Raw genomic sequence first — 22,357 nt, forward strand, 5'->3', positions numbered from 1 at the left:
GGCAACCGGATACTCTGGAAAAATGAATGCCACACGCGACGACGATGCTCTGAATTGGGCCGGTGACGACGACCCGACGTTGGCTCCCGGGGGAACCGGTCAGGCCGCGCCCGAGGCGGCCAGTTTGCCGGAGGGGTGGACCACCCCGATAGCGGATGCTACCCCCAGCGCCAGCGCCAGCGCCAGCGCCAGCGACAGCGACAGCGGCACCGACAGCGACACGGATATCGACACTGCAGCGGATGCCGACGCGACGGACGCCGCCAGTACCGAACCGGCCGGCGCGGTCGCGAGCTCGGCCGCCCTGGTCGGCTTGGGCATCCTCGCCGGAATGTACCTGCTCTACTCGATCGGCTGGTTCATTGGCGTGTCCCGCCTCGCACGTTCGACGGTTCTCACTTCGAGTGATCCCGTCGCTGATTTCATGACCTCCCTCGGCGGCTGGCTGGCCGTGGCGGCACCCGTGATCTGGTTTGGGGCGACCTTCTGGCTCACCCTGAGCCGGCCGCGCGCACGCTGGGTCTGGTTGCTGATCGGCGCGGTCGTGTTGATTCCCGTGCCCTTCCTGCTCGGATCGGGGGTCCCCTCATGAGCGACATCGAATTCACCGGCACCGATGGTACGAACACCGTGCACGGTCGCCGCTCGCCGCGCTGGACTCTGCTGACCATCGCGCTGTTCATCGGGCTGTTCTACGCCTACGACGTCTGGGAAGCCATCGGCAACCTGGTCGGTCTGAACCTGCAGGCGCAGTCCCTCGACACCCAGCTGAGCGGCTTCGGCTGGGCCGTGCTGATCTTTGCGGTACTCCTGCCGGTGCTGGTTTATGCCCTGGCCTATTGGCTCGGCCGAAACCGAGCCTTCGGAGCGCAGGCGCTGACCCTGCTCGTCGGGCTTTGTACGGTTGCCGCCCTGTCGCTCGATATCGCCACGATGTTCGGCCTCGGCCGGCTAATCATCTGACTAGATCACCGCGACCACGATCAGAGCCATCAGCACCAGTTGGGCGATGAGCCGGGGAACGAACGGAATCGCGATCCGCCCGAACCGGTTCTTGTGCCGCGCGGCATAGGCGTTAGCCGGAAACACCGCCGCCAGAAACAGCACGAGGGCCCCAGCGGCCAGCAGCATGGTCGGGGGATACAGCAACCCGAAGCCGCCAGCCAACTCGCACACCCCGGTAAGCAGCACGAGGTTGGTCGGGTTGGCCCAGCCCGCCGTGCGCAGTCGCGGTGGAATCATTGCCGCCATCGTGCGCTGGACCGTGGGCAGAAAATGGGTGATCCCGGCGCCGATGAAGACCACCGCGAGAATCACCCGAAGGGCCAGCCGGAGTCCGTCTATTACGTCGCTGCTCATGGCTCTATTGTGCAGCCGGTAGGGTGGAAAAAGAGTGGCGCCCCTTGTCGCGCCGCCAAGACCTGCAATCTAAGGATCCGATTTTATTGTCGAAGCCCGTCGTCCTGATCGCCGAAGAACTCTCCCCCGCCACCGTCGAGGCTCTCGGGCCCGACTTTGACATTCGCCAGGTAGACGGCACGGATCGTTCCGCGCTGTTCGCCGAGCTTGCCACAGCACATGCCGTTCTGGTACGCTCTGCCACCAAAATGGATGCCGAAGCGATTCAGGCCGCTCCGTTCCTGAAGGTCATCGCCCGTGCGGGTGTCGGTCTCGACAACGTTGACATCAAGGCCGCCACCGCCGCCGGCGTCATGGTCGTCAACGCTCCCACCTCCAATATCATCTCGGCCGCTGAGCTGACCGTCGGGCACATCCTGAGCCTCGCCCGTCACATCCCAGCAGCCTCCGGCGCTCTCGCCGATGGAGCGTGGAAGCGTTCCAAGTACACCGGCACCGAGCTGTACGAAAAGACCATCGGCATCATCGGTCTCGGCCGCATCGGCGCCCTCATCACCGCTCGCATGCAGGCCTTCGGCACCAATGTCATCGCCTACGACCCCTACGTCACCTCGGCGCGCGCCCAGCAGCTCGGCGTGACCCCGGTCACCCTCGATGAACTGCTCGCACAGTCTGATTTCGTCACAATCCACATGCCGAAGACGCCCGAGACCACCGGAATGATCGGTGCAGCCCAGCTCAAGCTGATGAAGCCGACCGCGTTCGTCGTCAATGTCGCCCGCGGCGGACTCATCGACGAAGACGCACTGCACGAAGCCCTCGTCGCCGGCACCATTGCCGGCGCCGGCCTCGATGTGTTCGTCAGCGAACCGCCGACCGGCTCGCCGCTGCTCGGCCTGGACAACATCATCACCACGCCGCACCTCGGTGCGTCGACCGACGAGGCGCAGGAAAAAGCCGGCGTCTCCGTCGCCAAGTCCGTGCGCCTCGCTCTGTCGGGCGAGCTCGTGCCCGACGCGGTCAACGTCGCCGGTGGAGTCATCGACCCCTACGTGCGCCCCGGAATTCCGCTGGTCGAAAAGCTCGGTCAGGTCTTCTCCGGCCTCGCCGCCCACAGCCCGCTCACGAACGTCGACATCGAGGTGCGCGGGGAACTGGTCGCGTACGACGTCAGCGTTCTCAAGCTCGCCGCGCTCAAGGGCATCTTCACCAACGTGGTCAGCGAAACCGTCTCCTACGTCAACGCACCGCTGCTCGCCGAGCAGCGCGGTGTCACCGTGCGCATGCTCAGCGACGCCGAGTCGCCCGAGTATCGCAACGTGATCACCCTGCGCGGCGCCCTCGCCGACGGCTCACAGGTCACAGTAGCCGGGACCCTCACGGGGACCAAGCAGATCGAGAAGATCGTGCAGATCAACGGCTACGACGTTGAGGTTCCGTTCGCCAAAAACCTCATTGTCATGCTCTACACCGACCGACCCGGAATCGTCGCCGTCTACGGCCGCGAATTCGGTGACGCCAACATCAACATCGCCGGCATGCAGATCGCCCGCCACGAGGCTGGCGGCAAGGCTCTCAGCGTTCTGACCGTCGATTCCGAGGTTCCGGCAGGGCTGCTGGCCTCGGTGCGCGCTACCATCGAAGCCGAGATCATGGTGGAGATCGTCCTCACCGACTAGGTTTCTTCAGAACGGATGCGAGTGGGTGCCTGCCAGAGCTGGCGCCTACTCGCATCCGTTCTTTAAAGACGGCGAATCCATGAGTAGTGCGCCTGAGGGGTCACAAATGGCCCGTATGAAGACGGTTTTAGTACGATTTGCGACCCCATGCGGCGTGGGCAGCCGGGTATCGGTTTCAGGTGTGCGGCAGGAGCCGGCCGATCAGAGTGATCAGCCGGCTCATCGACTCGTCGGTGTGCTCCTGCGGGGCAAGTTCGTGTTCGGCCAGAGAACTGTTGACGTAAAGTCCGTCGCTGATGAGCATGATCGCCTCGGCGGTATCCGGGTCGTGGACAGCGTCTTCGATGACCGAGAGCCAGCGACACCGAATATCGCCGAGCACCTGCATGGCCCGCGGATCGCGTCCCTGCGCGAGGCGGGAGCCGGCGATGTAGGCGCGGTCGAGCGGGCTGCCGGTGTGCACCGAGGTGCGAATGAGATAGTCGACCGGGCCAGCCGGGGCCGCGCGAATATTATCGGCATCCTCATTCGCGAGCGCATCAAGACGGGCCAGCATGCCCTCGATCAGGGCGCCTTTCGAGCTGAAGTGATAGAGCAGTCCGCCCTTGGAGACCGCAGCGGCGGCCGCGACGGCGTCCAGCGTCGCGGAGCGCTCTCCGCCCTCGACCAGCAACTCCTCGAAGGCGTCGAGCAGTCGATCCCGGGTAGAACCGGATGGCGCGGCGGGATTTCTCAGCATAGGGGCCATGGTACCCAAATGCCTGCGACCGTCGTGGACCGCGCCGCTTGGCAAGGCGATGTAGAGCGGCCGCACGGGCCAGTGCCGTCGATGCATCGTGGGTGGGCGGCCGGGTCGGGGCATCGGCCTGGCCACTGGTCAACTGTACCGTCCAGCCGGTATAGTTAATCTAGGTTTCCACCACTCTGTCAGCACAGGGCGCGTGGCCGGAAAAATTCTTGAGAAAGCGATTGAGATCGTGTCTGCCCGTTTCACTTCCCCCGCCACCGCTAGTTCCATTGGCACACTGGCCCGGCGCGCCCGCGCCGACGAGCCGCGGCCGACCCCGAAGGCGGGCGGCGTGGCATCCGCTCTGACAATCGTGCACGACCGCCGACGCTGGTGGGCGCTCGCGGTGCTGATGCTTCCGGTACTGCTGGTGTCGATCGACAACACCGTACTCAACTTTGCGCTGCCCGCCATCTCGGAGGCAACCCGGCCGACCGGTGTGCAGCTGCTCTGGATGGTCGACATCTACCCGCTCGTGCTCGCCGGCCTGCTCGTGGCCATGGGCAGCCTCGGCGACCGCATCGGGCGTCGGCGCCTGCTGCTGATCGGGTCGGCCGGCTTCGGCGCGGTCTCGGTGGTGGCGGCTTTCTCACCGACCATTGAATGGCTGATCGCGTCCCGGGCTGTGCTCGGCTTTTTCGGCGCCATGCTCATGCCCTCGACCCTGTCGCTGCTGCGTTCGACCTTCGTCGATCGTGACCAGCGGCGCCTGGCCATCGCGATCTGGGCCACCGGATTCGCGGCCGGCAGCGCGCTCGGCCCGGTCGTTGGCGGTATTCTGCTTGAGCATTTCGCCTGGGGCTCGGTGTTTCTGCTTGCCGTTCCGCTGCTGCTGCCACTACTTTTGCTGGCACCGTTGCTCGTGACCGAATCCCGCGACCCGAATCCGGGGCGGATCGACCTGCCGAGCATCGTGCTCTCACTCGCCACCATGCTGCCGATCGTCTACGGCATCAAAACCATTGCCCAGAACGGGCCGAGCGTCGTCACCCTTGCGCCGGTCGTGCTCGGCCTCGCCCTCGGCGTGCTGTTCGTGCGGCGGCAGTTGAGGCTGCCGAACCCCATGCTCGATATGAGCCTGTTTCGGCGCGGCTCGTTCAGCGGAGCCGTCGGCGTCAACCTGCTGAGCGTCACCGCGCTCGTCGGCTGCCTGTTCTTCGTCTCGCAGCACCTGCAGCTTGTGCTCGGACTCTCGCCGCTGCTGGCCGGACTCGTGCTCGTGCCCGGCCTTGCCGCGATGATCGTGGCCGGACTGGTCATTGTACCGATTGCCCGCCGGGTTCGCCCGTCTCGCGTCGTGCCGATAGCACTGCTGTTCTCGGCGGCGGGTTTTGCGGCGATCGCCCTGCGCGGAGGCGAGATCAATGCGGCGGACATCATGGTGGCGTTCGTGTTGCTTGGAATCGGTATCGGCGCGGCCGAGACCGTGTCCAACGAGCTGATCGTGGCGACTGCGCCGGCCGATAAGGCAGGGGCGGCATCCGCTGTGTCCGAAACGGCCTACGAACTGGGAGCGGTACTGGGAACGGCGGTACTCGGCACCATTCTTACCGTCTCGTACCGCGCGGCGGTGCTACTGCCCGACGGATTGTCAGCGACCGAGCGGCTGGCTGCGGGGGAGACCCTCGGCGGCGCGGTCGCGGTAGCCGGTCAGCTGCCGGCCGACACGGCCGCACAACTGCTCGAGTCGGCCAGGCACGCCTTCGACAGCGGCGTGGGACTGAGTGCGTGGATCGGCGTCGCCCTCGTGCTGGCCTCAGCCGTTGTGGCCCTGGTCGCGCTGCGCCGAGCCCGCTAAAAACTCCGTGAGGACGGGTAAACGGTTACCTGAAGCAACCGCCTGCCCGCTCTCGCGAGCTGTTAGGCGGCTACAGGTCGTCGATCGAGTTCTCGCGGCGGGTGACCTGCTCGCCGTTCGCCGGGTCGGCGATCGTGCGGGTTGTGCTCACGCTGTTGCGACGCCGCGTCATCAGCACGATGCCGAGGATCGTCACGAGCGCTCCGGCCGCGAGCAGAATGTAGCCCACGAGCTGCAGGTCAACTCCGGTGATGGTGATGTCGAGAGCCCACACCAGAATGGCGCCGACGACCAACAGAAAAATTCCTAGTCCGATACTCATCATTTCCCGCTCTCCGTTGGTAGTGCCGTGCACCCAGCCTAGGCACTTCGGTGAGAAAGGTAAGGTTTGACTATACGCAATACAGGTGTTCGTTGACTGTTCGGAGCCGCATGTCTCGTATTATCAAACTCGCTGTCATTCCCGGAGACGGGATTGGACCGGAAGTCGTCGCTGAGGCGGTGAAGGTGCTCGGCGTCGTCACCGCCCGTGACGACGTCACGATCGAGACGAACATGTTTCAGCTCGGCGCCGCCCGATTCCTTGAAACCGGCGACGTGCTCACCGACGCCGACCTCGCATCAATTCAGCAGCACGATGCCATTTTGCTCGGTGCCGTTGGCGGCGTTCCCGGCGACCCTCGGCTGAAAGACGCCAACATTGAGCGCGGGCTGTTGCTCGGTCTGCGCTTCGCCCTCGACCACTATGTGAACCTGCGGCCCTGCACGATCTACCCCGGTGTGAAGAGCCCGCTAGCCGCCCCCGGCGTGGTCGACTTCGTCGTCGTGCGCGAAGGAACCGAGGGCCCATATGTCGGCAACGGCGGTACTATCCGTCGTGGCACCGCGCAGGAGGTCGCCAACGAGGTCTCGGTCAACACCGCCTACGGCGTGGAACGGGTCGTGCGTTACGCCTTTGAGGTGGCCCAGGGGCGTGAGCGCAAACGCCTCACCCTGGTGCACAAGACCAACGTGCTCGTCTTCGCCGGCAGTCTGTGGCAGCGCATCGTGAACGAGGTGGCCGCTGAGTACCCCCAGGTCGCGGTGGATTACCTGCACGTCGACGCGGCGACCATTTTCTTCGTCACGAATCCGAGTAGATTCGATGTACTCGTCACCGACAACCTTTTTGGCGATATTCTCACTGACCTGGCAGCGGCGATCAGCGGCGGCATCGGCCTGGCAGCCTCCGGCAATATCAACCCGACGGGCCGCTTTCCCAGCATGTTCGAGCCGGTGCACGGCTCGGCCCCCGATATCGCCGGCCAGCAACTCGCTGACCCGACCGCGGCCATCCTCTCGGTCGCACTGCTGCTTGATCATCTCGGGCTGGCGGATGCCGCAGCTCGCGTCAACGAAGCGGTCGCCGACGACCTGGCGCGTCGCACCGCAACGGTGCGACGCAGCACGGTTGAGGTGGGAGACGCCATCGTGACGCTTTTAACAGAGAAGGTACTCAAATGAGCAAGACCACAACGTTTCCCCTGAACTTCGCCGTCACCGCGTCGACCGAGGCCCGAGCCGAAGCCGAACGCTCCGAAATTCTGGCCGACCCAGGCTTCGGCAAACACTTCACCGACCACATGGTCACCATCGACTGGTCGGTCGACGCCGGCTGGCACGATGCGCGCGTCACGTCCTACGGACCGCTGTTGCTCGACCCCGCCTCATCGGTGCTGCACTACGGCCAAGAGATCTTCGAGGGCCTCAAGGCCTACCGGCACGCCGACAACTCGATCTGGACCTTCCGGCCCGAGAAGAACGCCCAGCGTCTGCAGCGCTCCGCGCACCGCCTGGCCTTGCCCGAGCTGCCGGTCGATGACTTCATCGAGTCGATCAGGCAGATGATTGCGATCGATGGTGACTGGGTACCGTCCGCTCCGGAGACCAGTCTGTACCTGCGCCCGTTCATGATCGCCAACGAGAGTTTTCTCGGGGTGCGCGCCGCCCACCAGGTGAGCTTCTACGTCATCGCCAGCCCGGCTGGCGCGTACTTCGCCGACGGTGTCGCCCCGGTGAAGATCTGGCTGTCGACCGAGTACTCCCGTGCGGGCCGCGGCGGCACCGGCGCCGCCAAGTGTGGTGGAAACTACGCCGCGTCGCTGCTGCCCCAGATGGAAGCCCACGAAAACGGCTGTGCTCAGGTACTGTTCCTCGACGGCGAGACCGGCAGCCACATCGACGAGCTCGGTGGCATGAACGTGTTCTTCGTGTACGGCACCGACACGCTCGTCACACCGCGCCTGACTGGATCCATCCTGGAGGGCGTCACCCGCGACAGCATCCTGCAGCTTGCTCGCGACCGCGGTATGACCGTGGAAGAGCGCGAGGTGACGTTGGCGGAGTGGCGTGATGGCGTCGCATCCGGTGCCATCACCGAGGTCTTCGCCTGCGGAACCGCCGCCGTGGTCACCCCGATTGGCCAGCTCAAAGCGCGCGACTTCACGATCGGCGAAGCGGATGCCCCGGCTGGCGAGGTCACCCTGTCGCTGCGCCAGGAACTGACCGACATTCAGTATGGGCGCCTGCCCGACCGTCACGGCTGGCTCACCCGGCTAAGCTGAGCCTTTTGCCCTTTGTGGGCGGGAATGAGACACGTGAAGATCGCACGCTACAGCTACCAGGGCGCTATCGCGTTCGGCATCGTTGACGACGACGAACTGGTCGTGCTCAGCAGCGACCCGATGTTCGCCGGATTCGACACGACCGGCGACCGGATCGCCCTGGCCGACGTGAAGCTGCTCGCTCCGGTGATTCCGCGCTCGAAGATCGTCGCTATGGTCTCGGACGAGGTGTTCGTGCTGCGGCCGAACACCGCCGTCGTCGGCCCTGGCGACGCCATCGTGCTGCCGACCGCGTCAAAGCGGGTCGCGGTTGACGGCCAGCTCGCCATCATCATCGGCAAAATCGCCAAGAACGTTTCCCCAGCGGATGCCGCGGGTCGCGTCTTCGGCTACACCGTCGCGACGGTCGTCACCGCGGCCGACCTCGGTTCGGCAACCCACGCCGGTGCCTTCGACACGTTCCTGCCGCTCGGCCCGATCATCGAGACCGAGTTCGACGAGGCGGCCACGCCACTGCTCGGACTCATCAACGGTGAGGAATTTCAGGCGCTCGACCTCGGCGACGACGACCGCACTACCGAAGACGACGTTGCCGCGCTCGTGGCCTTTGCCTCGAGCGTGTTCACCCTGCTGCCCGGCGACGTGATCCTGGCCGGCCCCCTGGACACGCCAGCGGCCATCGTCGACGGGGACTCGGTCACGATGTCGATCGCCGGCATCGGCACGCTTGTGAACCCGGTGGTGCGCTTGGCCTGAGTCGCGGGCTCCGGATCAGCCGCAGCCGTCGGGCAACCAGACTCTGATCAGGTTCGACGCCGCATTGAGCAGCGCGATGGCCTCGATTCGATTGACCCGTGCTACGAGCATCGCGCTCATCGACAGGGACGCCAGCGTGCGCACGCGGTCATCAAATTGATTGGGGTCGGTGCCTGCGCCCGACGACGCGTGGACGAGGGCGTCTCGTAGGGCATCGGACAGCTCGGCACGGTAGCCGTCCACGACAGCACGAGCGGCGTCATCATGCGCGGCAAGGCCGGCCGCGCAATTGACCAGCAGGCAGCCGGTGCGGGGCGACCCGTTCGGCAGTCCGGCCGTCGCTACGGTGAGGCCGTCATAGTAGGCGAGTAGGGCCGAAGCATCCGTTGCTCCAACGCGCAACCCGGCCAATCGGGGCCGGATGACCGTCTGCATATAATCGGAGACCGCGGCGTCGAAGAGCCCGCGTTTGCTCCCAAAGGCGTGGTACAGGCTGGATCGGCCCAGACCGGTCGCCGTCTCGAGGTCGGCCAGGGAGGCGCCCTCGTAACCCTTGGCCCAGAATAAGTCGCGTGCAGACTGCACGACGACACTCTCGTCGAAGGTCTGCAGGCGCCCCATGTCCGCTCCTTGATGCTCTGTCGGCCGTGCTGTGATGGTCTGTCAATTTTGTGGACCGATCTGTCCATTATATTGTGAAACAATCGTTCTAAAACTAACAGAGGGGTCCGTTATGGCCGCGTCCACCGTCAGTACCCAGATTCAGTTGGTGAGCCATCCCGTCGGGTGGCCCACAGCGGCGGACTTTCGCATCGTGACCGTCGACCTGCCCGATGTCGCGCCCGGGCAGGTGCGCGTCGCCAATGAATTCATCTCCGTTGACCCGTACATGCGTGGCCGGATGAACGACGTGAAAAGCTACATACCGCCGTTCGTGCTCGGCGAGACCATGACGGGTGGGGCTGTGGGAAGGGTCGTCGCGTCCGCCAGCGACGCATTCGCCGTCGGTGATATGGTGACCCATCAGTACGGCTGGCGCGACCTGGTACAGGAGGATGCTAGCGGGTTTCGTGTTGTCGCCGCTCTTTCGGATGTTCCATTCTCGGCTTACCTCGGCGTTCTCGGCATGACCGCCTTCACGGCGTACGTCGGCCTGCTCGAAGTCGCCAAGCTCAAAGAGGGCGACACGGTATTCGTCTCCGGAGCCGCCGGCGCGGTCGGCAGCATGGTTGGGCAAATCGCTCGGCTCAAGGGGGCCACGCGCGTCATCGGCTCGGCTGGATCGGCGGAAAAGGTGGCCCTGCTCACGGGAAAATATGGCTTCGACGCCGCGTTCAATTACAAGGACGGTTCCATCACGGATCAACTCGCCGCCGCCGCCGCCCCCGACGGCATCGACGTGTATTTCGACAACGTGGGAGGCGAGCATCTCGAGGCCGCATTGGCACGCTTCAACGACGGCGGCCGTGCGGCCATGTGCGGTGCGATCTCCCTCTACAACAGCACGGACGTCCCGACTGGCCCAAACAACCTGTCCAATATCGTCACTCGTGGCCTCACCCTCACCGGCTTCACGGTGGGCAACTTCTGGAGCAATCTGCCGGCGTTCTCCGCTGAGATGGCCGACTGGCTGGCGGCAGGGGCGATCGTTTTCGACGAGACCGTCATTGACGGCGTCGAAAACAGTGTCGACGCATTCCTTGGCCTCATGCGCGGCGAGAACACCGGCAAGATGGTTGTGCGTACGGGTGGTTTCGCCCCGACACCCTGAGCCGAACAATTCCACAGTCTTCTACGATCGCCTTCACCGATAAGGGAGAAAAATGACCCACGTACTTTTCGTCGTCAGTGCCGCTAACCACTGGACTCTCACCGACGGCACCCTGCACCCGACCGGGTATTGGGCTGAAGAACTCGCCCAGCCGCATCGACTGTTCACCGCGGCGGGCTGGCAGATCAGCATCGTTACGCCCGGCGGCGTCGCCCCGACTATTGATGCGGTGAGCCTGCGCGCGGACGCTGCCGGGGGAGAGGACCGCGCGGCTGAGATCATCGAGTACATCACGACCATTTCCGGTCAGCTCGACGAGCCGCTCAGCCTCGATGATATCGATGTCGCTGACTACGATGTGGTGTTCTATCCGGGCGGTCATGGCCCGATGGAAGACCTCGCCGTCGATGCCGTCTCTGGCCGCATCCTCACCGAGGCCCTCGACAGCGGTCGCATCCTCGGCGTGCTCTGCCACGCCCCGGCTGCACTGCTCGCCGCCCGGCGCTCCGACCAGAGTTGGCCCTTCGCCGGCTATCGCATGACCGGCTTCACCGACGCCGAGGAAGTATTGGGGGGCTTGGCACCGAAGGCGCCGTGGCTGGTGCAGAGTCGGCTGGTTGAGTTGGGCGCCGACTTCGTCGCCGGCGAATCGTTCTCCCCGCACATGGAGATCGATCGCAACCTCTACACCGGGCAGAATCCGGCCTCGTCCACCGCGCTGGCTGAGGCGATCATTGCGGCAGTCAACGACCAAGACTAACGGCGGTCATCGGATGGGGTGGGCGCCGGGATCTCAGCAGGCGGTTTAATGGTGGCGCAGGGCGGCGAGGGCCAGCGCCACGTCCTCCTCGTCGTTGTAGAGGTGGAAGGCCACGCGTGCGCGGCCGGCCCGGCCTGAGGCGGTGAGGCCGGCGGCGGTGAGTCGTGCGAGGTCGCGGCCAGCGGCGTCCGGCCAACTGATGATCGCCTGACCGAGGCGGGGCAGGTCGAGTCCATCGCACAGGGCATCGCCAAGGCCAGTATTGTGGGCGGCCACCTCGGCCAGGTCGAGGCTGCGGAACAGGCCGATCGCCGGTTCGGCACCGACCCAGGCTGGCCAGGCCGGCGACACGTCGAACCGGCGGGCGTCTTGGGCGAGCAGCATAGCCGGACCGTAACAGGATTCCCACAGGTCTTCCCCCGCATACCAGCCGGCATTCACCGGGTACAGTTCCACCGCGAAAGCGTCGGTGACCGTGAAGAAGGTGACGCCGCGCGGGGCGCCGAGCCACTTGTAGCTGTGGCAGATTGTGGCGTCGAACACTGACGCATCGACCGGCATCCACCCGGTGGCCTGAGTTGTGTCGCACAGGGTGAAGGTGCCCGTGCGTTGCGCGGCAGCCTGGATGGCGGCGCTGTCGGCGAGCGTGCCGGTGGCGGACTGCACGAGGGAGAAGGCCACGAGCCAGGTGTTCACTGTCAGACTTGCAGCCAGATCGGCCAGTTCCACCTGCCGCACGGTCACGCCGCGATGCGCCTGAGCCAGAAACGGAAACACCATCGAGCTGAAGTCACCGCGGGGGAGCACAACTTCGGCGCCATCGGGGATGCTCGCAGCGACCATACCCGCCATGACCGAGGTCTGCGAGCCGATTGCGACCCGGTCGGGTGTGACCCCGACCAGGTCGGCGTAGCCCGTGCGCACGCGCTCGACCACCTCGCCGTAGCGGGCGGCACAGGCCTCACCGCGGGCCCAGACCTCGATATCGTCCCGCACCGCGACGATCGTGTCGATCGTCGGCAGCCCGAGCGTGCAGGCGGCGAGATAGCCGCGCCCGGCGGTAAAGCGTGCGCGCGCTTCGGTGATGGTGACGGTGTTCGTGCGTGCGACAGCTGTGTTGGTGCTGGTGCTGGTGTTGGTGCTGGTGCTGGTGCTGGTGCTGGTGCAAACCGGTGCGGGGATCATAATTTCAGTATGGCCACGGGTTATGCATAGGACAATAACTAGTATTCGATGCAACGCATAAGCCCTGGTTATGATCGATATCATGATTCGGCTTCCTCCGCAGGGCCCCGATCTCGACGCGCAGGCCCTGCGCATCGTGCGGGCGGTGCACGAAACGGGGTCGATCACGGCGGCCGCGGTGGCCCTCGGCTTTAGCCAGCCGGCCGTCAGTCAGCAGCTCAAACGGCTCGAGCAGCGGCTCGGCCTCGCCGTGATCGAGCGGGTCGGCCGAGGCGTTCGCCTCACCGAAGCCGGCCTCGTGCTGGCCAGGCACGCCGTCACCGTTGCCACCGCGCTCGACGCTGCAGCGGGGGAGATCGCCGAGCTGCAGGGGCTGCGCTCCGGGCTGGTGCGTCTCGTGGCGTTCCCGTCGGCATCCGCTACCCTCGTGCCCAGTCTCTTGGCGCGCATGAAAGACCAGCATGGCCAGATCAGCATTACCTATCTCGAGGCCGAACCGCCCGAGGCCGTCGCCGCCGTGCGCCAGAATAGCGCCGACCTGGCCATCACGTTCAGTTACCCGGGGGACCGGGTGGATCCGCACCGGAAGAGTGCGCAGGGGTTGCGGGTGGCGACCCTGCGGCGAGACGAGATGATGCTGGTGCTACCGGTCGGGCATCCGCTGGCCGGCGCTGCGCGCGGGGACGTCGACCGCAGTGCCACTGATCGCAGTGCCATTGCACCCGGCGCAGTGGACCTGGGCGATCTCGACGACGAGAATTGGGTGGCCGGCTGCCCGCGCTGCCGCGGCCACCTGCTTGATCTCTGTGATCGTCGTGGATTCGCCCCGCGCATCTCCTACGAGACCGACAATGTCGCCGCGGTGTTCGGACTGGTCGAGGCTGGCATCGGCGTAGCGTTGCTGCCGGCGCTCGCGATCGAGTCGGTCGGCAACCGCGCGGGTGTTGTCATTCGTGCCACGACCGGGCGGGACCATCGCACCCTGCACGCCGTGACGAGCGCCGGTGCTGAGCGGGTGCCGGCGCTGGCCGCCGCGCTGCGCGCGCTCGCTGCCATCGCTCGGGTCCGATAGGCCGCGCCTACCCGATCACGGGCCCACCTTACGGAACCTGGCCCACGATGGATTATGGCCCATTTTCCGGGCCCGGGCCCGGAAAGACGGCCGGGGGGCTTGCGCAACTAGAATCATGAGTAATGTCTGATACCACTGCGCACCCGTTTTCTACCGCCACCGGAACCGACGTTCGCGTTCGGTTCTGCCCGTCGCCGACCGGAACGCCGCACGTCGGCCTCGTCCGCACCGCCATGTTCAACTGGGCCTATGCCCGGCACACCGGCGGCAAGATGATCTTCCGCATCGAAGACACCGACGCCGCCCGCGACAGTGAAGAAAGCTTTCTGCAGCTCGTCGAAGCCATGCGCTGGCTGGGACTCGACTGGGACGAAGGCGTCGACGTCAGCGGACCCCAGGCGCCGTACCGCCAGTCCGAGCGCTACGACATCTACCGCGGCGTGATCGAGCAGCTCAAGACCAGCGGCCACATCTACGAGAGCTTCGTCACCGGGGAAGAGATCGAGGCCCGCAACGTGAGCCTCGGCCGCGATCCGAAAATGGGCTACGACAACTTCGAACGCGACCTCACCGCGGAGCAGAATGCCGCCTACCGAGCCGAGGGCCGGTCCCCGGCCCTGCGCCTGCGGGTGCCAGACACTGAACTCTCCTTCGACGACCTCGTGCGCGGCGAGATCACCTTCCCGGCCGGTTCGTTCAGCGACTTTGTGGTCGTGCGCCCCAACGGGCATCCGCTCTACCCCTTCGTTAACCCGGTCGATGACGCGCTCATGGGCGTCACCCACGTGCTGCGCGGCGAGGACCTGCTCTCGTCGACCCCGCGCCAAATCGCGTTATACCACGCACTCATCGACATCGGCGTGACCACCTTCGTGCCGCGCTTCGGCCACCTGCCCTACGTTATGGGCGACAAGAACAAGAAGCTCTCCAAACGCGACGCCGATGCGAACCTGTTCCTGCACCGCGACCGCGGATTCATTCGAGAGGGCCTGCTCAACTACCTGGCCCTGCTCGGTTGGTCGCTTTCCCACGACCGCGACGTGTTCTCGATCGACGAGTTCACGGCCGCGTTCGACGTCGTCAACGTCAACCCGAATCCGGCCCGATTCGATCTGAAGAAGGCCGAGTCGATTAACGGCGACCAGATTCGCCGGCTCGAAGCGGATGACTTCGCCGCCCGCTTGGTTCCCTACTTGGTGACCACCGGTGTGCTCGGCGAGACCCCGAGCGCGGCCGACCTGGCCCTACTCGCCCAGGGCGCGCCGCTGATCCAGGAGCGTATCGCTCTGCTCGGCGAAGCGCCCACAATGCTCGGCTTTCTCTTCCTGACCAGTGCCGACCTGATTCTCGAAGCGGATGCCCTCGCCTCGCTCCCGCAGAACGCCGCCGACATCCTCGGCGCGGCTCGCACCGCGCTGGAAAGTATTCCCGCAGCGGAATGGAACACCGACCGCGTGCACACGCTGCTCGCCGAGACGCTCGTCGAAGGATTGGGACTCAAGCCGCGCGTGGCCTTCGGACCGCTGCGCGTAGCGCTGTCGGGCCGCAAGATCTCGCCACCGCTGTTTGAATCGATGGAGATCCTTGGACAGACCGAAACGCTGGATCGCCTCGATCGGGCACTCGTGGTCACCGCTTCCAAGTAGTCCCGCGCCGGAGAAACTCGCCGGGGTACACCTCGGTTTGGCCTCTCCGGCCCGAGTGGGCTAGGCTACTACTCGGCCCGATCTTCGGATTAGGCATTGGGGTATGGTGTAATTGGCAACACGGATGATTCTGGTTCATTTGTTCTTGGTTCGAGTCCAGGTACCCCAGCTTTAGCCCCTGAGTTTCCGCGGAAACCAGGGGCATTTCTTGTTTCCAGACACCACGTTCACGGCTCAAGGTGCCACTTTGGGTGCCAAAAACGACTGTCAGACGCCGTTTTCGCGACGGCGACGGCGACTAGCCCGGCCACCTACGTGTCGCTGCGTGCGAGGTCGGAATGAGGTGTCGCACCTCTTTGTCATGAGTGACGATGACGCAGAAATCATGACCGGGCAGCAGGTCGCAGACCTGTTGCAGATCTCGCCCCGAACGCTCGAGGAATGGCGACAGACTTGCACCGGGCCGCCGTATCGACGCATGGGTCGGCACGTGAGATATATGCGCCGCGAGGTTCTCGCTTGGTTTGAGTCATTGGCCATGCATGCCTAGGCGGCGAATGCGCGCGGGCGAAGTCGGCACCATCCGCATAGTCGTTCTGGCGAACGGACAGATCCAGGCACATGCCCGGATGCGGGACGAGTTCGGAACTCCTCACCGGTTGAAAGGAACACGTGCCACCGAGTTGGAGGCACGCCGATCGCTTGAAGACCAGGCCGACTTGGTCCGGAACGGCATTACTGGGGTGTCGTTGAACGCGTACTCGACGATTGCGGAGGCCGCGGTGGTGTTCCTAGACGACAAGCGACGGTCGGGAACGGTCGAAGTGTCCACCATCGAGACCTACGAGTTCAGCGTCAACAAGGTGATCATTCCCGAGTGCGGGGATCTGCTCTTGACTGACCTCACCGTGTTGCGTTGCAATCGGATTCTGCAGCACATTCGCGAGACCAAATCGCTGTCGGCGGCTCGCAAGGCTCGCAGCATGTTCTCTCAGATTTGTGCCACCGGAATCGAGCACGGAGTGCTCGCCTTCAACCCCGTGCGCGACGCTCGAGCCCTGCCGCTTTCCCCAAAGAAGGAATCGGCCCTCACTCCCGCGCAGTTGGAGTTGGTTTGCGCCCTCATGCAGTCTTGGCGGTCCGGTGGAGACCATTATGGTCCACGCCCCAACGCACGATTGTTGGAGAATGCCATGCGGATCATGGTGGGCACCAGCGCCCGCATCGGCGAGGTACTTGCCCTCCGCAGATGCGACGTCGACGTGACGGCGAACCCACCCACCGTGCTCATCGCAAGCACGATCACCCAAACCCGCGCCGAAGGACTGCGCAGAAAACCGTCGCCCAAACGATCACGGCAGAAGAGGCGCATCGCCCTGCCGAGTTTTGCGGCGACCGCGATCCGCCGGCAACTGTCAGAGGCGAGCAGAGATCAGGAGGCTTACCTCTTTGCGACGAAGACGGGCGCACCGCGTAGCGTCAGCAACTTCGAACGGTTGCTCCGGAGCTTCGTGACTGACAACGAGAGCGCGCTGACACAGGCCGGGATCGAAGTGGGGGAATTCTCCACCCACATCTTTCGACGCACGGCGGCCACACTTATTGAAGCCGTTGCGGGCATCACGCTCGCGTCGCGGCTGCTCGGGCACTCCAACGAGCAGGTCACACGCGCCAGCTACGTTGTCAGCGCCGAGCTCGTCGACCCCATCACGGCGCAGATTATGGACGAAGCTTTGGGCGGGATACTTTAGATCGAATTCGCCGGCGTCAGTGACTCGGGCATCAATTTTCACGGTGATCATGCTGGAATGGTCGAGACGAGCGGCGGGTTCAACCGATCCCTATTCTGCTTCAGCGTGAGTAGTCGTTTGTAATGCGTACAGACACTGTGTCGCACCGGTGGGTTGCGAGACGCTTTGACGAGACACCTTCGTCGTCACCACGCTTGACCGCTTGGGGAGGTCGACGGCCAACATGCTCGAGCTCGCCGCGGGGCCGCGCTCCGGGTGTTGAACCTGGGCGGGGGAGACGTGGACACGAGTACGCCGATGGGCGGCATGGTCTTCACGGTCATGGCGGCGCTGGCCGAAATGGAACTGGCGATCAAACGCGAACGCATCGTGGATAGCGTGGGTAAACGCCGCGCGGCCGGGAAGCATCTCGGCGGGCGACGCCCACGCTTCACCGAAAGCCAAGTCCTGAACGCGCGCCGCCTGGTCAACGCCGGCGAATCTGCAACCCAGGTCGCGCGAGATCTGAGCATGTCGCGCGCCACTCTGTATCGGAGAATTTCCGAACTCGGTTCGTGACGCTCGGGTGGGGCCAGTCGCAATATTGGCGATAAAAAACGTGCGGCGACAAGGGGGCGGACGGCGCGGCGAGGCAACTACTTCTTGCCCCGGTTGACTCCGCCGATCCCACGTGAGACTCCAACTGCTCCTCGGCGACCGGCGGGGCTGGCCGCGGTTCGGTGCCCGTGAAAGGCCGGGTTGCGGCCGGTCCAGGCTGAAGTCAGATGCCACGTACAAGTGCCATGACCCTATGATTAGCTTTTGAATGACATGAGCTGGGGAAGGCGCAAAGCATGGGGAAGCTGGGACTGACGGCGACCGAGATCGGTTGGAAGATTCACGCGTCCGCTGAAGTGGTCAATCTCCTGCTGTTGGAGAAGGGGCTCACGTACGGCGTCCCTGGTTGTTACGGCATCACGGAATCGGGCAAGATATTCGGCGTGGAGCGTAGCGCCCTCAAGAACAATTCGTTCGGCACCTTCGAGTGGAACAACTGGGATGAGAGCGTCATTGCGGAGCTTGGCGCCACTCCCGAGAAGATCGCCGATATGACCGGTGCTTTGAAGGTTGCGCGGGCAGCGAAGAGGTTGGCCGGCCGCGCCGAGGCGGAGGATGCGTTCGTCGCGTTCATGGCTGAAAAGGTGTCCCACGTCAGCGATGGGGGCTCGAAGGGCAGCCTGACCGACGGTCAGAAGACGGTCATCGTCGTCGTAGCGGGTGTGGCCGTCATCGTCGGAGGCGTCCTGATCTACCAGGGCGTGAAGCGGTACAAGCGCAAGAAGGCGGAGCAGGTCGAACGCGATGAAGACACCGCGTTGTGACGACGAAGCGCCGCGCAGCCGAAGCCGACGTCCGTCACTTGGCGCGTGGATGCGGGCTGAGCCAGTTGGGAAGACGAGAGTCTCGTGGTGGCCTCTCGGACGCACCTGCGATCGGGAGCGTGCGGATGGCTAGGGCTTCGTACCTGGGGGCCCAGGCTGGACAAACACCATCCTGTTCGTAACTGCGTCGTAATTGCCATGGTCGGCGCGATTGGGTACGAGATAGCGCGGCTATGTTGTCGGAGGTTGTCGGTAGCCTGCACGTATGGCCCACACATCAGGCGTTCTTGCGGATTTCCAGAACGGTGAGACGCGCCTGGTCTACGGGCGCCGTCTTGTTGCTGACAACCTCTTTCTGCTCCCTGATGGTGGAGCAAAAGAGTTGCGGGCCTGGGCGAAGGAGGAACTTCGTTGCCCTGTTCGCGATTGCCCCAGCCCGGCGATCACCACTGTCAGCCGGAGCCGGGGTCGAGACGGCTTCAAACACTATGGCGCCGGTGACGACGTCGGCGGCCATGCGCCTGAGAGTCTGTTCCATATGCAGGCTTGCGAGCGCATCGCTGGTTGGTTGCGCGCGCGGCATCCGGGTTTCACTGTGCAGAAAGAAGAAGTTGCCGGCGATCGCCGAGCTGACGTGATGATCACAGCGTCGGACGGGAGCCGTATGGCTTTTGAGATTCAATACTCGGCGCTCACTCCTGCCCAGTGGCAGGAGCGCCACGACTCGTATCAGTCCATGGGCATCGTTGATGTTTGGCTGTTCGGTCATCACGGTGCACAGCTTCGACAGGCTCACGCGCGCAACCCGGTCGGCAGAGCGGCTGACGGTCTCGCGAGCGACCGCCGCCCTAGTGACAACCTCGTGGTCATCAATCCGACTCATGCCGCCGTCATCGATGCAGGTCTGCCTCTGCTCTGGTTCAATCCTGTGACCGCGCAGATCGGCACCGCCGTCGAGCAGGTCGTTCTAGGCGAGCGTCAGTTCGAGATACCCGCCACGTGCACGCCTGGCCAGTTCAGGGTCGAGGATCTTGCGCGCCTGAAGTTATGCCTAGCGGGCGTGACCAGCGATCGGCTTCAGGTCTGGAAAAGAATCGGGCCGAGATGGAAGCGCTGAGGCTGGAACTACACGCCGCACAGAGACTGTCTCAAGCCGAAGAGGAAGCTTCTCGAGCTGCGGCACGGCGAGTCATGATGGCTGCAGGTGCGGTCATCGCTGCGGACAGGCAGGCGGCCCTGGATCGAGCGCAAGCTCGTCGGGCGGCCATGGACGCCAAGGCTCTCCTGCTTGAGCCAGCCTGGTTGATCTCGGACCTCCGCGCGCGGATCCTCGACGAGTTCGATGGACACTGGCCAGCCATTTTGGACGTTGCCACGACAGGAGAGCTGGGGCTCCCGTTTCCGCGGCAGCTGTGGCAAGCGACGTTGTTTGCGCAATTCATCGAGGGTCGGTCGATTCTCTCGGGGGTGTCGCCTGGTGAATGCGCTGCGCACCTGACAGTGCAAGATCTACACGAGTCTGAAACGAAAGCGATTGTTCGTGAGTGGTTTGATGTTCTCGTGGCTGCAGGCTACCTGCTCTGTGCGAAGGCCAAGAAGAAGCGTTACTCGATAGGCGCGGCCCGGGTACGCTACACAACCGCAAGTAAGCGAACGCCCAAGGCTCAGCGTGCGTCTGAGGCGCAATCTAGGGCGGCCAGAGAGAGTGCAGCGCGAGCAGCATCCGTGCGGTCCGCATCAGGAAACCCCACGGAAAGTGCGCGTCGATCTGGGCACCGTTCGTATGTTCCTCCTGCGCCGCCTGTCGTCGATCCCATTCGCCCAGGTATCGCACTCTGCCGCGACTGCGCCCGTCCGCTGGCGGCCATGTTCGTTGCACGGGGCTATCACTTGATGTGCAGTCCCGTTCAGCGCTACTAGGGACAGTGCACCGTGAAGCGCCGGACGGCGGTTGCGCCGATCGCGTAGCGGGCATGGTTATCGAGCAGGTCGACGATCCATGCTTTCGACCCGTCCTCGAGGCCACCATGGTGCCATGGATCCGCCACAGATCGTTCGGTGCGTGACACTCGAACAGCTTCCACTCCTTCGGCGCCCGGTGTTCCTGTGCCACGACGAGACCGTGCCGTTGCAACACGCGGTGGATCGTGGACACGACCGGCGGGCGGGCCAGACCGGCGTGCACCAGTTTCGTGTGCAGGGTCCGCGCGCCCAACCGCGGATTATCGACACGCAGTTTGGCGATCAACGATTTGATCTCCGACGCCGTCCTCGACGGCGAGGTTGTCGGCCGCGTCGACCTCGGCTGCAGTGCAGGGACCCCTAAGACACCCGGTGGTCTCCGTTTACGGGACCCGCACAGAACCGGCAACGCCGGCAGAACTCGCGAAGTCCGACTGGCGACGTCATCGAAGCCGCCGCCAGGATCCTCGTCGTCGGGAATTAGCGACACGGAACGATCACAGAACGCCGCCACCGACCGGCAAAGTCCAGAGCTCTTGGGCACCCTTCAAAACCGTCATCGAACGACCATTTGTTGAACGCCATCGATTCAGGCTGCGCAATGTCAGTGGCCTTGAATATCGTGAACTGTATGACTACCTACACGTATCAAAATGGCCAGATGATCAAGATCCCCGACACCGTTATTGCCGAGGACGTCGAGATTCGTGAGTCGATCAGCAACACTCTCATCGTCCGACCTGGAGTGAACGTCACCACCTTGGCTAGCATCACCGGCACCGTCCGAGTCATGACTGGCGCCACCCTGGAAGCTCGAGGTTCAGTTTCCGGGACTGTAGGTGTTGAGGACGGCGCCCGCGCTACGTTCCATGGCCAAGCCAACGGCAGCATCAACGTCGACAGGGGTGCTGTCATGCATCTGCTGCCAGGCGCTGTGGCGCTCGGAGTCCTGCGCATCGAAGGGAGCCTGATCAACGAAGGGACTCGGGGTGTCAACGTTTCCGGGCGGGGTGCCGTCGACGACCGAGAGGGGTCGACAGTGCGCCGTCCTGACCGCTCATTGCCCGATGGCACGTCAATTTACGAGAGCTAAGGGCCGCACTGTTATCGCGCGTGATCGAGGTGACTCAGCGACGACAGCAGCACCAGTCTCCCTGTCGGCCGCGCGCTCAATAGCAGAGGCCGACACCCACACTCGATGGATGCCCCGAGCATCCCACTTGACCAAGACAGCGCGCTGCGTCCCAGCAAGCGCCACACCGCGCACACGCTCGGCAACGGCTGGGCATCTCACCCAAACAAGTACCTGAGTGGGATCCTTCGCCACGGTCACGGGGAGCTCACCCAGCTCATCCGGCGTGACGCTGAACGGCCGCGGCACTAACTCAGCCCGGTAGTCCGGTTCAATCTGGACTGGCTGCTCTGTAGACATCGCCCCTACTTACTAACTATCTGGTTGGGCGCCTGGATATGAACCGACGTTGATTCGGCCCCGTCATGGGAGCGGAGTGCGAGGTCCGAAAGCATGAGCCAATTATCCGCCTACGACGAGCTGCCAGGAGGGGGGGACCTCCGGGCGAGATTTATTTGAACAGGTTAGATTTTGCACAATCAGGTGAATTGTTTCAGGGTCAGTTTGACGGCCTCGTCAAGATCCCGGTGGTCGGGAACCGTCGCGTTTGAGGACCGTGAGGACGCCGGCGTATAGCGAATCAGCTCCGTCGCTGTGTCTCAGTTGTCTCACAACCCTTGATTGCTTCCAAAAACCGAGCCCTTGGTTTCGATACATAGTTGTGAGACTCCCCAACCCCATGAATCCGTCTAATTCCGGCAGGCTGGCGGCACGCTGGCCAGGCGTCTCGTAAAC

At 64.2% G+C, this 22,357-nt stretch carries 22 protein-coding genes, 1 tRNA gene and 2 pseudogenes; 19 read left to right on the forward strand and 6 right to left on the reverse strand.

Going from position 1 to position 22,357, the window contains the following annotated elements; all coding sequences use genetic code 11:
• Window positions 1-22: 22 nt before the first annotated feature.
• Window positions 23-592 (forward strand): DNA polymerase III subunit gamma/tau, encoded by a 570-nt coding sequence (locus CXY73_RS22075; protein WP_158254150.1) that lies wholly within the window; start codon window positions 23-25, stop codon window positions 590-592.
• Window positions 589-963 carry a hypothetical protein gene (locus CXY73_RS16670; RefSeq protein ID WP_104178331.1) on the forward strand — a complete coding sequence of 125 codons (375 nt, stop codon included), beginning with the start codon at window positions 589-591 and terminating at the stop codon, window positions 961-963. The genes CXY73_RS22075 and CXY73_RS16670 overlap by 4 nt, the downstream gene beginning before the upstream one ends.
• Here the strand turns inward: CXY73_RS16670 and CXY73_RS16675 are convergent, their stop codons facing one another.
• The gene (locus CXY73_RS16675) at window positions 964-1,359 is read right to left on the reverse strand and encodes a DoxX family membrane protein (RefSeq protein WP_104178332.1); all 396 of its coding nucleotides are present in this window, start codon (window positions 1,357-1,359) and stop codon (window positions 964-966) included.
• An 86-nt stretch (window positions 1,360-1,445) separates the two neighbouring features.
• Here CXY73_RS16675 and serA point away from each other — a divergent pair, with 86 nt between their 5' ends.
• On the forward strand, window positions 1,446-3,038 hold the full coding sequence (gene serA / locus CXY73_RS16680) for a phosphoglycerate dehydrogenase (protein WP_104178333.1): 1,593 nt from the start codon (window positions 1,446-1,448) through the stop codon (window positions 3,036-3,038).
• A 175-nt stretch (window positions 3,039-3,213) separates the two neighbouring features.
• Here serA and CXY73_RS23265 read toward each other — a convergent pair whose 3' ends face one another.
• Entirely contained in the window at window positions 3,214-3,777 is a 564-nt protein-coding gene (locus tag CXY73_RS23265) for a TetR/AcrR family transcriptional regulator (RefSeq protein ID WP_146071792.1), read from the reverse strand.
• Between the two features lie 340 nt (window positions 3,778-4,117).
• Here CXY73_RS23265 and CXY73_RS16690 point away from each other — a divergent pair, with 340 nt between their 5' ends.
• Window positions 4,118-5,623 (forward strand): MFS transporter, encoded by a 1,506-nt coding sequence (locus CXY73_RS16690; protein WP_233198425.1) that lies wholly within the window; start codon window positions 4,118-4,120, stop codon window positions 5,621-5,623.
• 70 nt (window positions 5,624-5,693) lie between these two features.
• Here the strand turns inward: CXY73_RS16690 and CXY73_RS16695 are convergent, their stop codons facing one another.
• On the reverse strand, window positions 5,694-5,948 hold the full coding sequence (locus CXY73_RS16695; RefSeq protein ID WP_369831257.1) for a DUF6458 family protein: 255 nt from the start codon (window positions 5,946-5,948) through the stop codon (window positions 5,694-5,696).
• 107 nt (window positions 5,949-6,055) lie between these two features.
• On the opposite strand from CXY73_RS16695, the gene CXY73_RS16700 reads away from it, so the two are divergent.
• Genes CXY73_RS16700 through CXY73_RS16710 form a run of 3 tightly spaced genes read left to right on the forward strand, consistent with a single transcriptional unit; the run spans window position 6,056 to window position 8,982 of the window.
• Complete coding sequence (locus CXY73_RS16700) at window positions 6,056-7,126, forward strand: 3-isopropylmalate dehydrogenase (protein WP_104137092.1); 1,071 nt, start codon at window positions 6,056-6,058, stop codon at window positions 7,124-7,126.
• A complete protein-coding gene (locus CXY73_RS16705; RefSeq protein WP_104178335.1) occupies window positions 7,123-8,226 on the forward strand; it encodes a branched-chain amino acid aminotransferase in 1,104 nt (367 codons plus the stop codon). Before CXY73_RS16700 ends, CXY73_RS16705 begins: the two co-directional genes overlap by 4 nt.
• Before the next feature lie 33 nt (window positions 8,227-8,259).
• The gene (locus CXY73_RS16710) at window positions 8,260-8,982 is read left to right on the forward strand and encodes a fumarylacetoacetate hydrolase family protein (protein WP_104178336.1); all 723 of its coding nucleotides are present in this window, start codon (window positions 8,260-8,262) and stop codon (window positions 8,980-8,982) included.
• Between the two features lie 15 nt (window positions 8,983-8,997).
• Here the strand turns inward: CXY73_RS16710 and CXY73_RS16715 are convergent, their stop codons facing one another.
• Window positions 8,998-9,603: a TetR/AcrR family transcriptional regulator gene (locus CXY73_RS16715; protein ID WP_104178337.1), complete on the reverse strand. Its 606-nt coding sequence runs from the start codon at window positions 9,601-9,603 to the stop codon at window positions 8,998-9,000.
• A 112-nt stretch (window positions 9,604-9,715) separates the two neighbouring features.
• On the opposite strand from CXY73_RS16715, the gene CXY73_RS16720 reads away from it, so the two are divergent.
• Together CXY73_RS16720 and CXY73_RS16725 are read left to right on the forward strand one after the other, a co-directional pair.
• Window positions 9,716-10,753, forward strand: a complete 1,038-nt coding sequence (locus tag CXY73_RS16720) for an NADP-dependent oxidoreductase (RefSeq protein WP_104178338.1) — start codon at window positions 9,716-9,718, stop codon at window positions 10,751-10,753.
• A 52-nt stretch (window positions 10,754-10,805) separates the two neighbouring features.
• Window positions 10,806-11,513, forward strand: a complete 708-nt coding sequence (locus CXY73_RS16725) for a type 1 glutamine amidotransferase domain-containing protein (RefSeq protein WP_104178339.1) — start codon at window positions 10,806-10,808, stop codon at window positions 11,511-11,513.
• Window positions 11,514-11,558: 45 nt separating this feature from the next.
• Here the strand turns inward: CXY73_RS16725 and CXY73_RS16730 are convergent, their stop codons facing one another.
• Complete coding sequence (locus CXY73_RS16730; RefSeq protein WP_104178340.1) at window positions 11,559-12,698, reverse strand: aminotransferase class V-fold PLP-dependent enzyme; 1,140 nt, start codon at window positions 12,696-12,698, stop codon at window positions 11,559-11,561.
• Between the two features lie 82 nt (window positions 12,699-12,780).
• Here CXY73_RS16730 and CXY73_RS16735 point away from each other — a divergent pair, with 82 nt between their 5' ends.
• The 9 genes and pseudogenes from CXY73_RS16735 (at window position 12,781) to CXY73_RS22970 (ending at window position 19,645) form a co-directional block, all read left to right on the forward strand.
• Window positions 12,781-13,770, forward strand: coding sequence for a LysR family transcriptional regulator (locus CXY73_RS16735; RefSeq protein WP_104178418.1), 990 nt, complete (start codon window positions 12,781-12,783; stop codon window positions 13,768-13,770).
• A gap of 122 nt (window positions 13,771-13,892) precedes the next feature.
• The gene (gene gltX / locus CXY73_RS16740) at window positions 13,893-15,416 is read left to right on the forward strand and encodes a glutamate--tRNA ligase (protein WP_104178341.1); all 1,524 of its coding nucleotides are present in this window, start codon (window positions 13,893-13,895) and stop codon (window positions 15,414-15,416) included.
• A 97-nt stretch (window positions 15,417-15,513) separates the two neighbouring features.
• Window positions 15,514-15,585 (forward strand) — tRNA-Gln (locus CXY73_RS16745).
• Window positions 15,586-15,801: 216 nt separating this feature from the next.
• A complete protein-coding gene (locus CXY73_RS16750) occupies window positions 15,802-15,966 on the forward strand; it encodes an AlpA family transcriptional regulator (RefSeq protein WP_233198426.1) in 165 nt (54 codons plus the stop codon).
• 7 nt (window positions 15,967-15,973) lie between these two features.
• Window positions 15,974-17,167 carry a tyrosine-type recombinase/integrase gene (locus CXY73_RS16755; protein WP_233198413.1) on the forward strand — a complete coding sequence of 398 codons (1,194 nt, stop codon included), beginning with the start codon at window positions 15,974-15,976 and terminating at the stop codon, window positions 17,165-17,167.
• Between the two features lie 172 nt (window positions 17,168-17,339).
• Window positions 17,340-17,725 (forward strand): annotated as a pseudogene (locus tag CXY73_RS16760) (recombinase family protein); the annotation flags it as partial.
• Window positions 17,726-18,000: 275 nt separating this feature from the next.
• On the forward strand, window positions 18,001-18,528 hold the full coding sequence (locus tag CXY73_RS16765; protein WP_104178343.1) for a hypothetical protein: 528 nt from the start codon (window positions 18,001-18,003) through the stop codon (window positions 18,526-18,528).
• Window positions 18,529-19,066: 538 nt separating this feature from the next.
• Window positions 19,067-19,249, forward strand: a pseudogene (locus tag CXY73_RS23645) (hypothetical protein); the annotation flags it as partial.
• 141 nt (window positions 19,250-19,390) lie between these two features.
• Window positions 19,391-19,645, forward strand: a complete 255-nt coding sequence (locus CXY73_RS22970) for a hypothetical protein (RefSeq protein WP_233198415.1) — start codon at window positions 19,391-19,393, stop codon at window positions 19,643-19,645.
• A 799-nt stretch (window positions 19,646-20,444) separates the two neighbouring features.
• Here the strand turns inward: CXY73_RS22970 and CXY73_RS22080 are convergent.
• A complete protein-coding gene (locus CXY73_RS22080; protein WP_158254151.1) occupies window positions 20,445-20,597 on the reverse strand; it encodes a hypothetical protein in 153 nt (50 codons plus the stop codon).
• Window positions 20,598-21,121: 524 nt separating this feature from the next.
• Between CXY73_RS22080 and CXY73_RS16785 the strand changes: the two genes are divergently transcribed.
• A complete protein-coding gene (locus tag CXY73_RS16785) occupies window positions 21,122-21,583 on the forward strand; it encodes a hypothetical protein (RefSeq protein ID WP_146071794.1) in 462 nt (153 codons plus the stop codon).
• Window positions 21,584-22,357 lie beyond the last annotated feature (774 nt).

This window comes from Cryobacterium sp. Y50 (assembly GCF_002929805.1).
Classification (GTDB): domain Bacteria; phylum Actinomycetota; class Actinomycetes; order Actinomycetales; family Microbacteriaceae; genus Cryobacterium.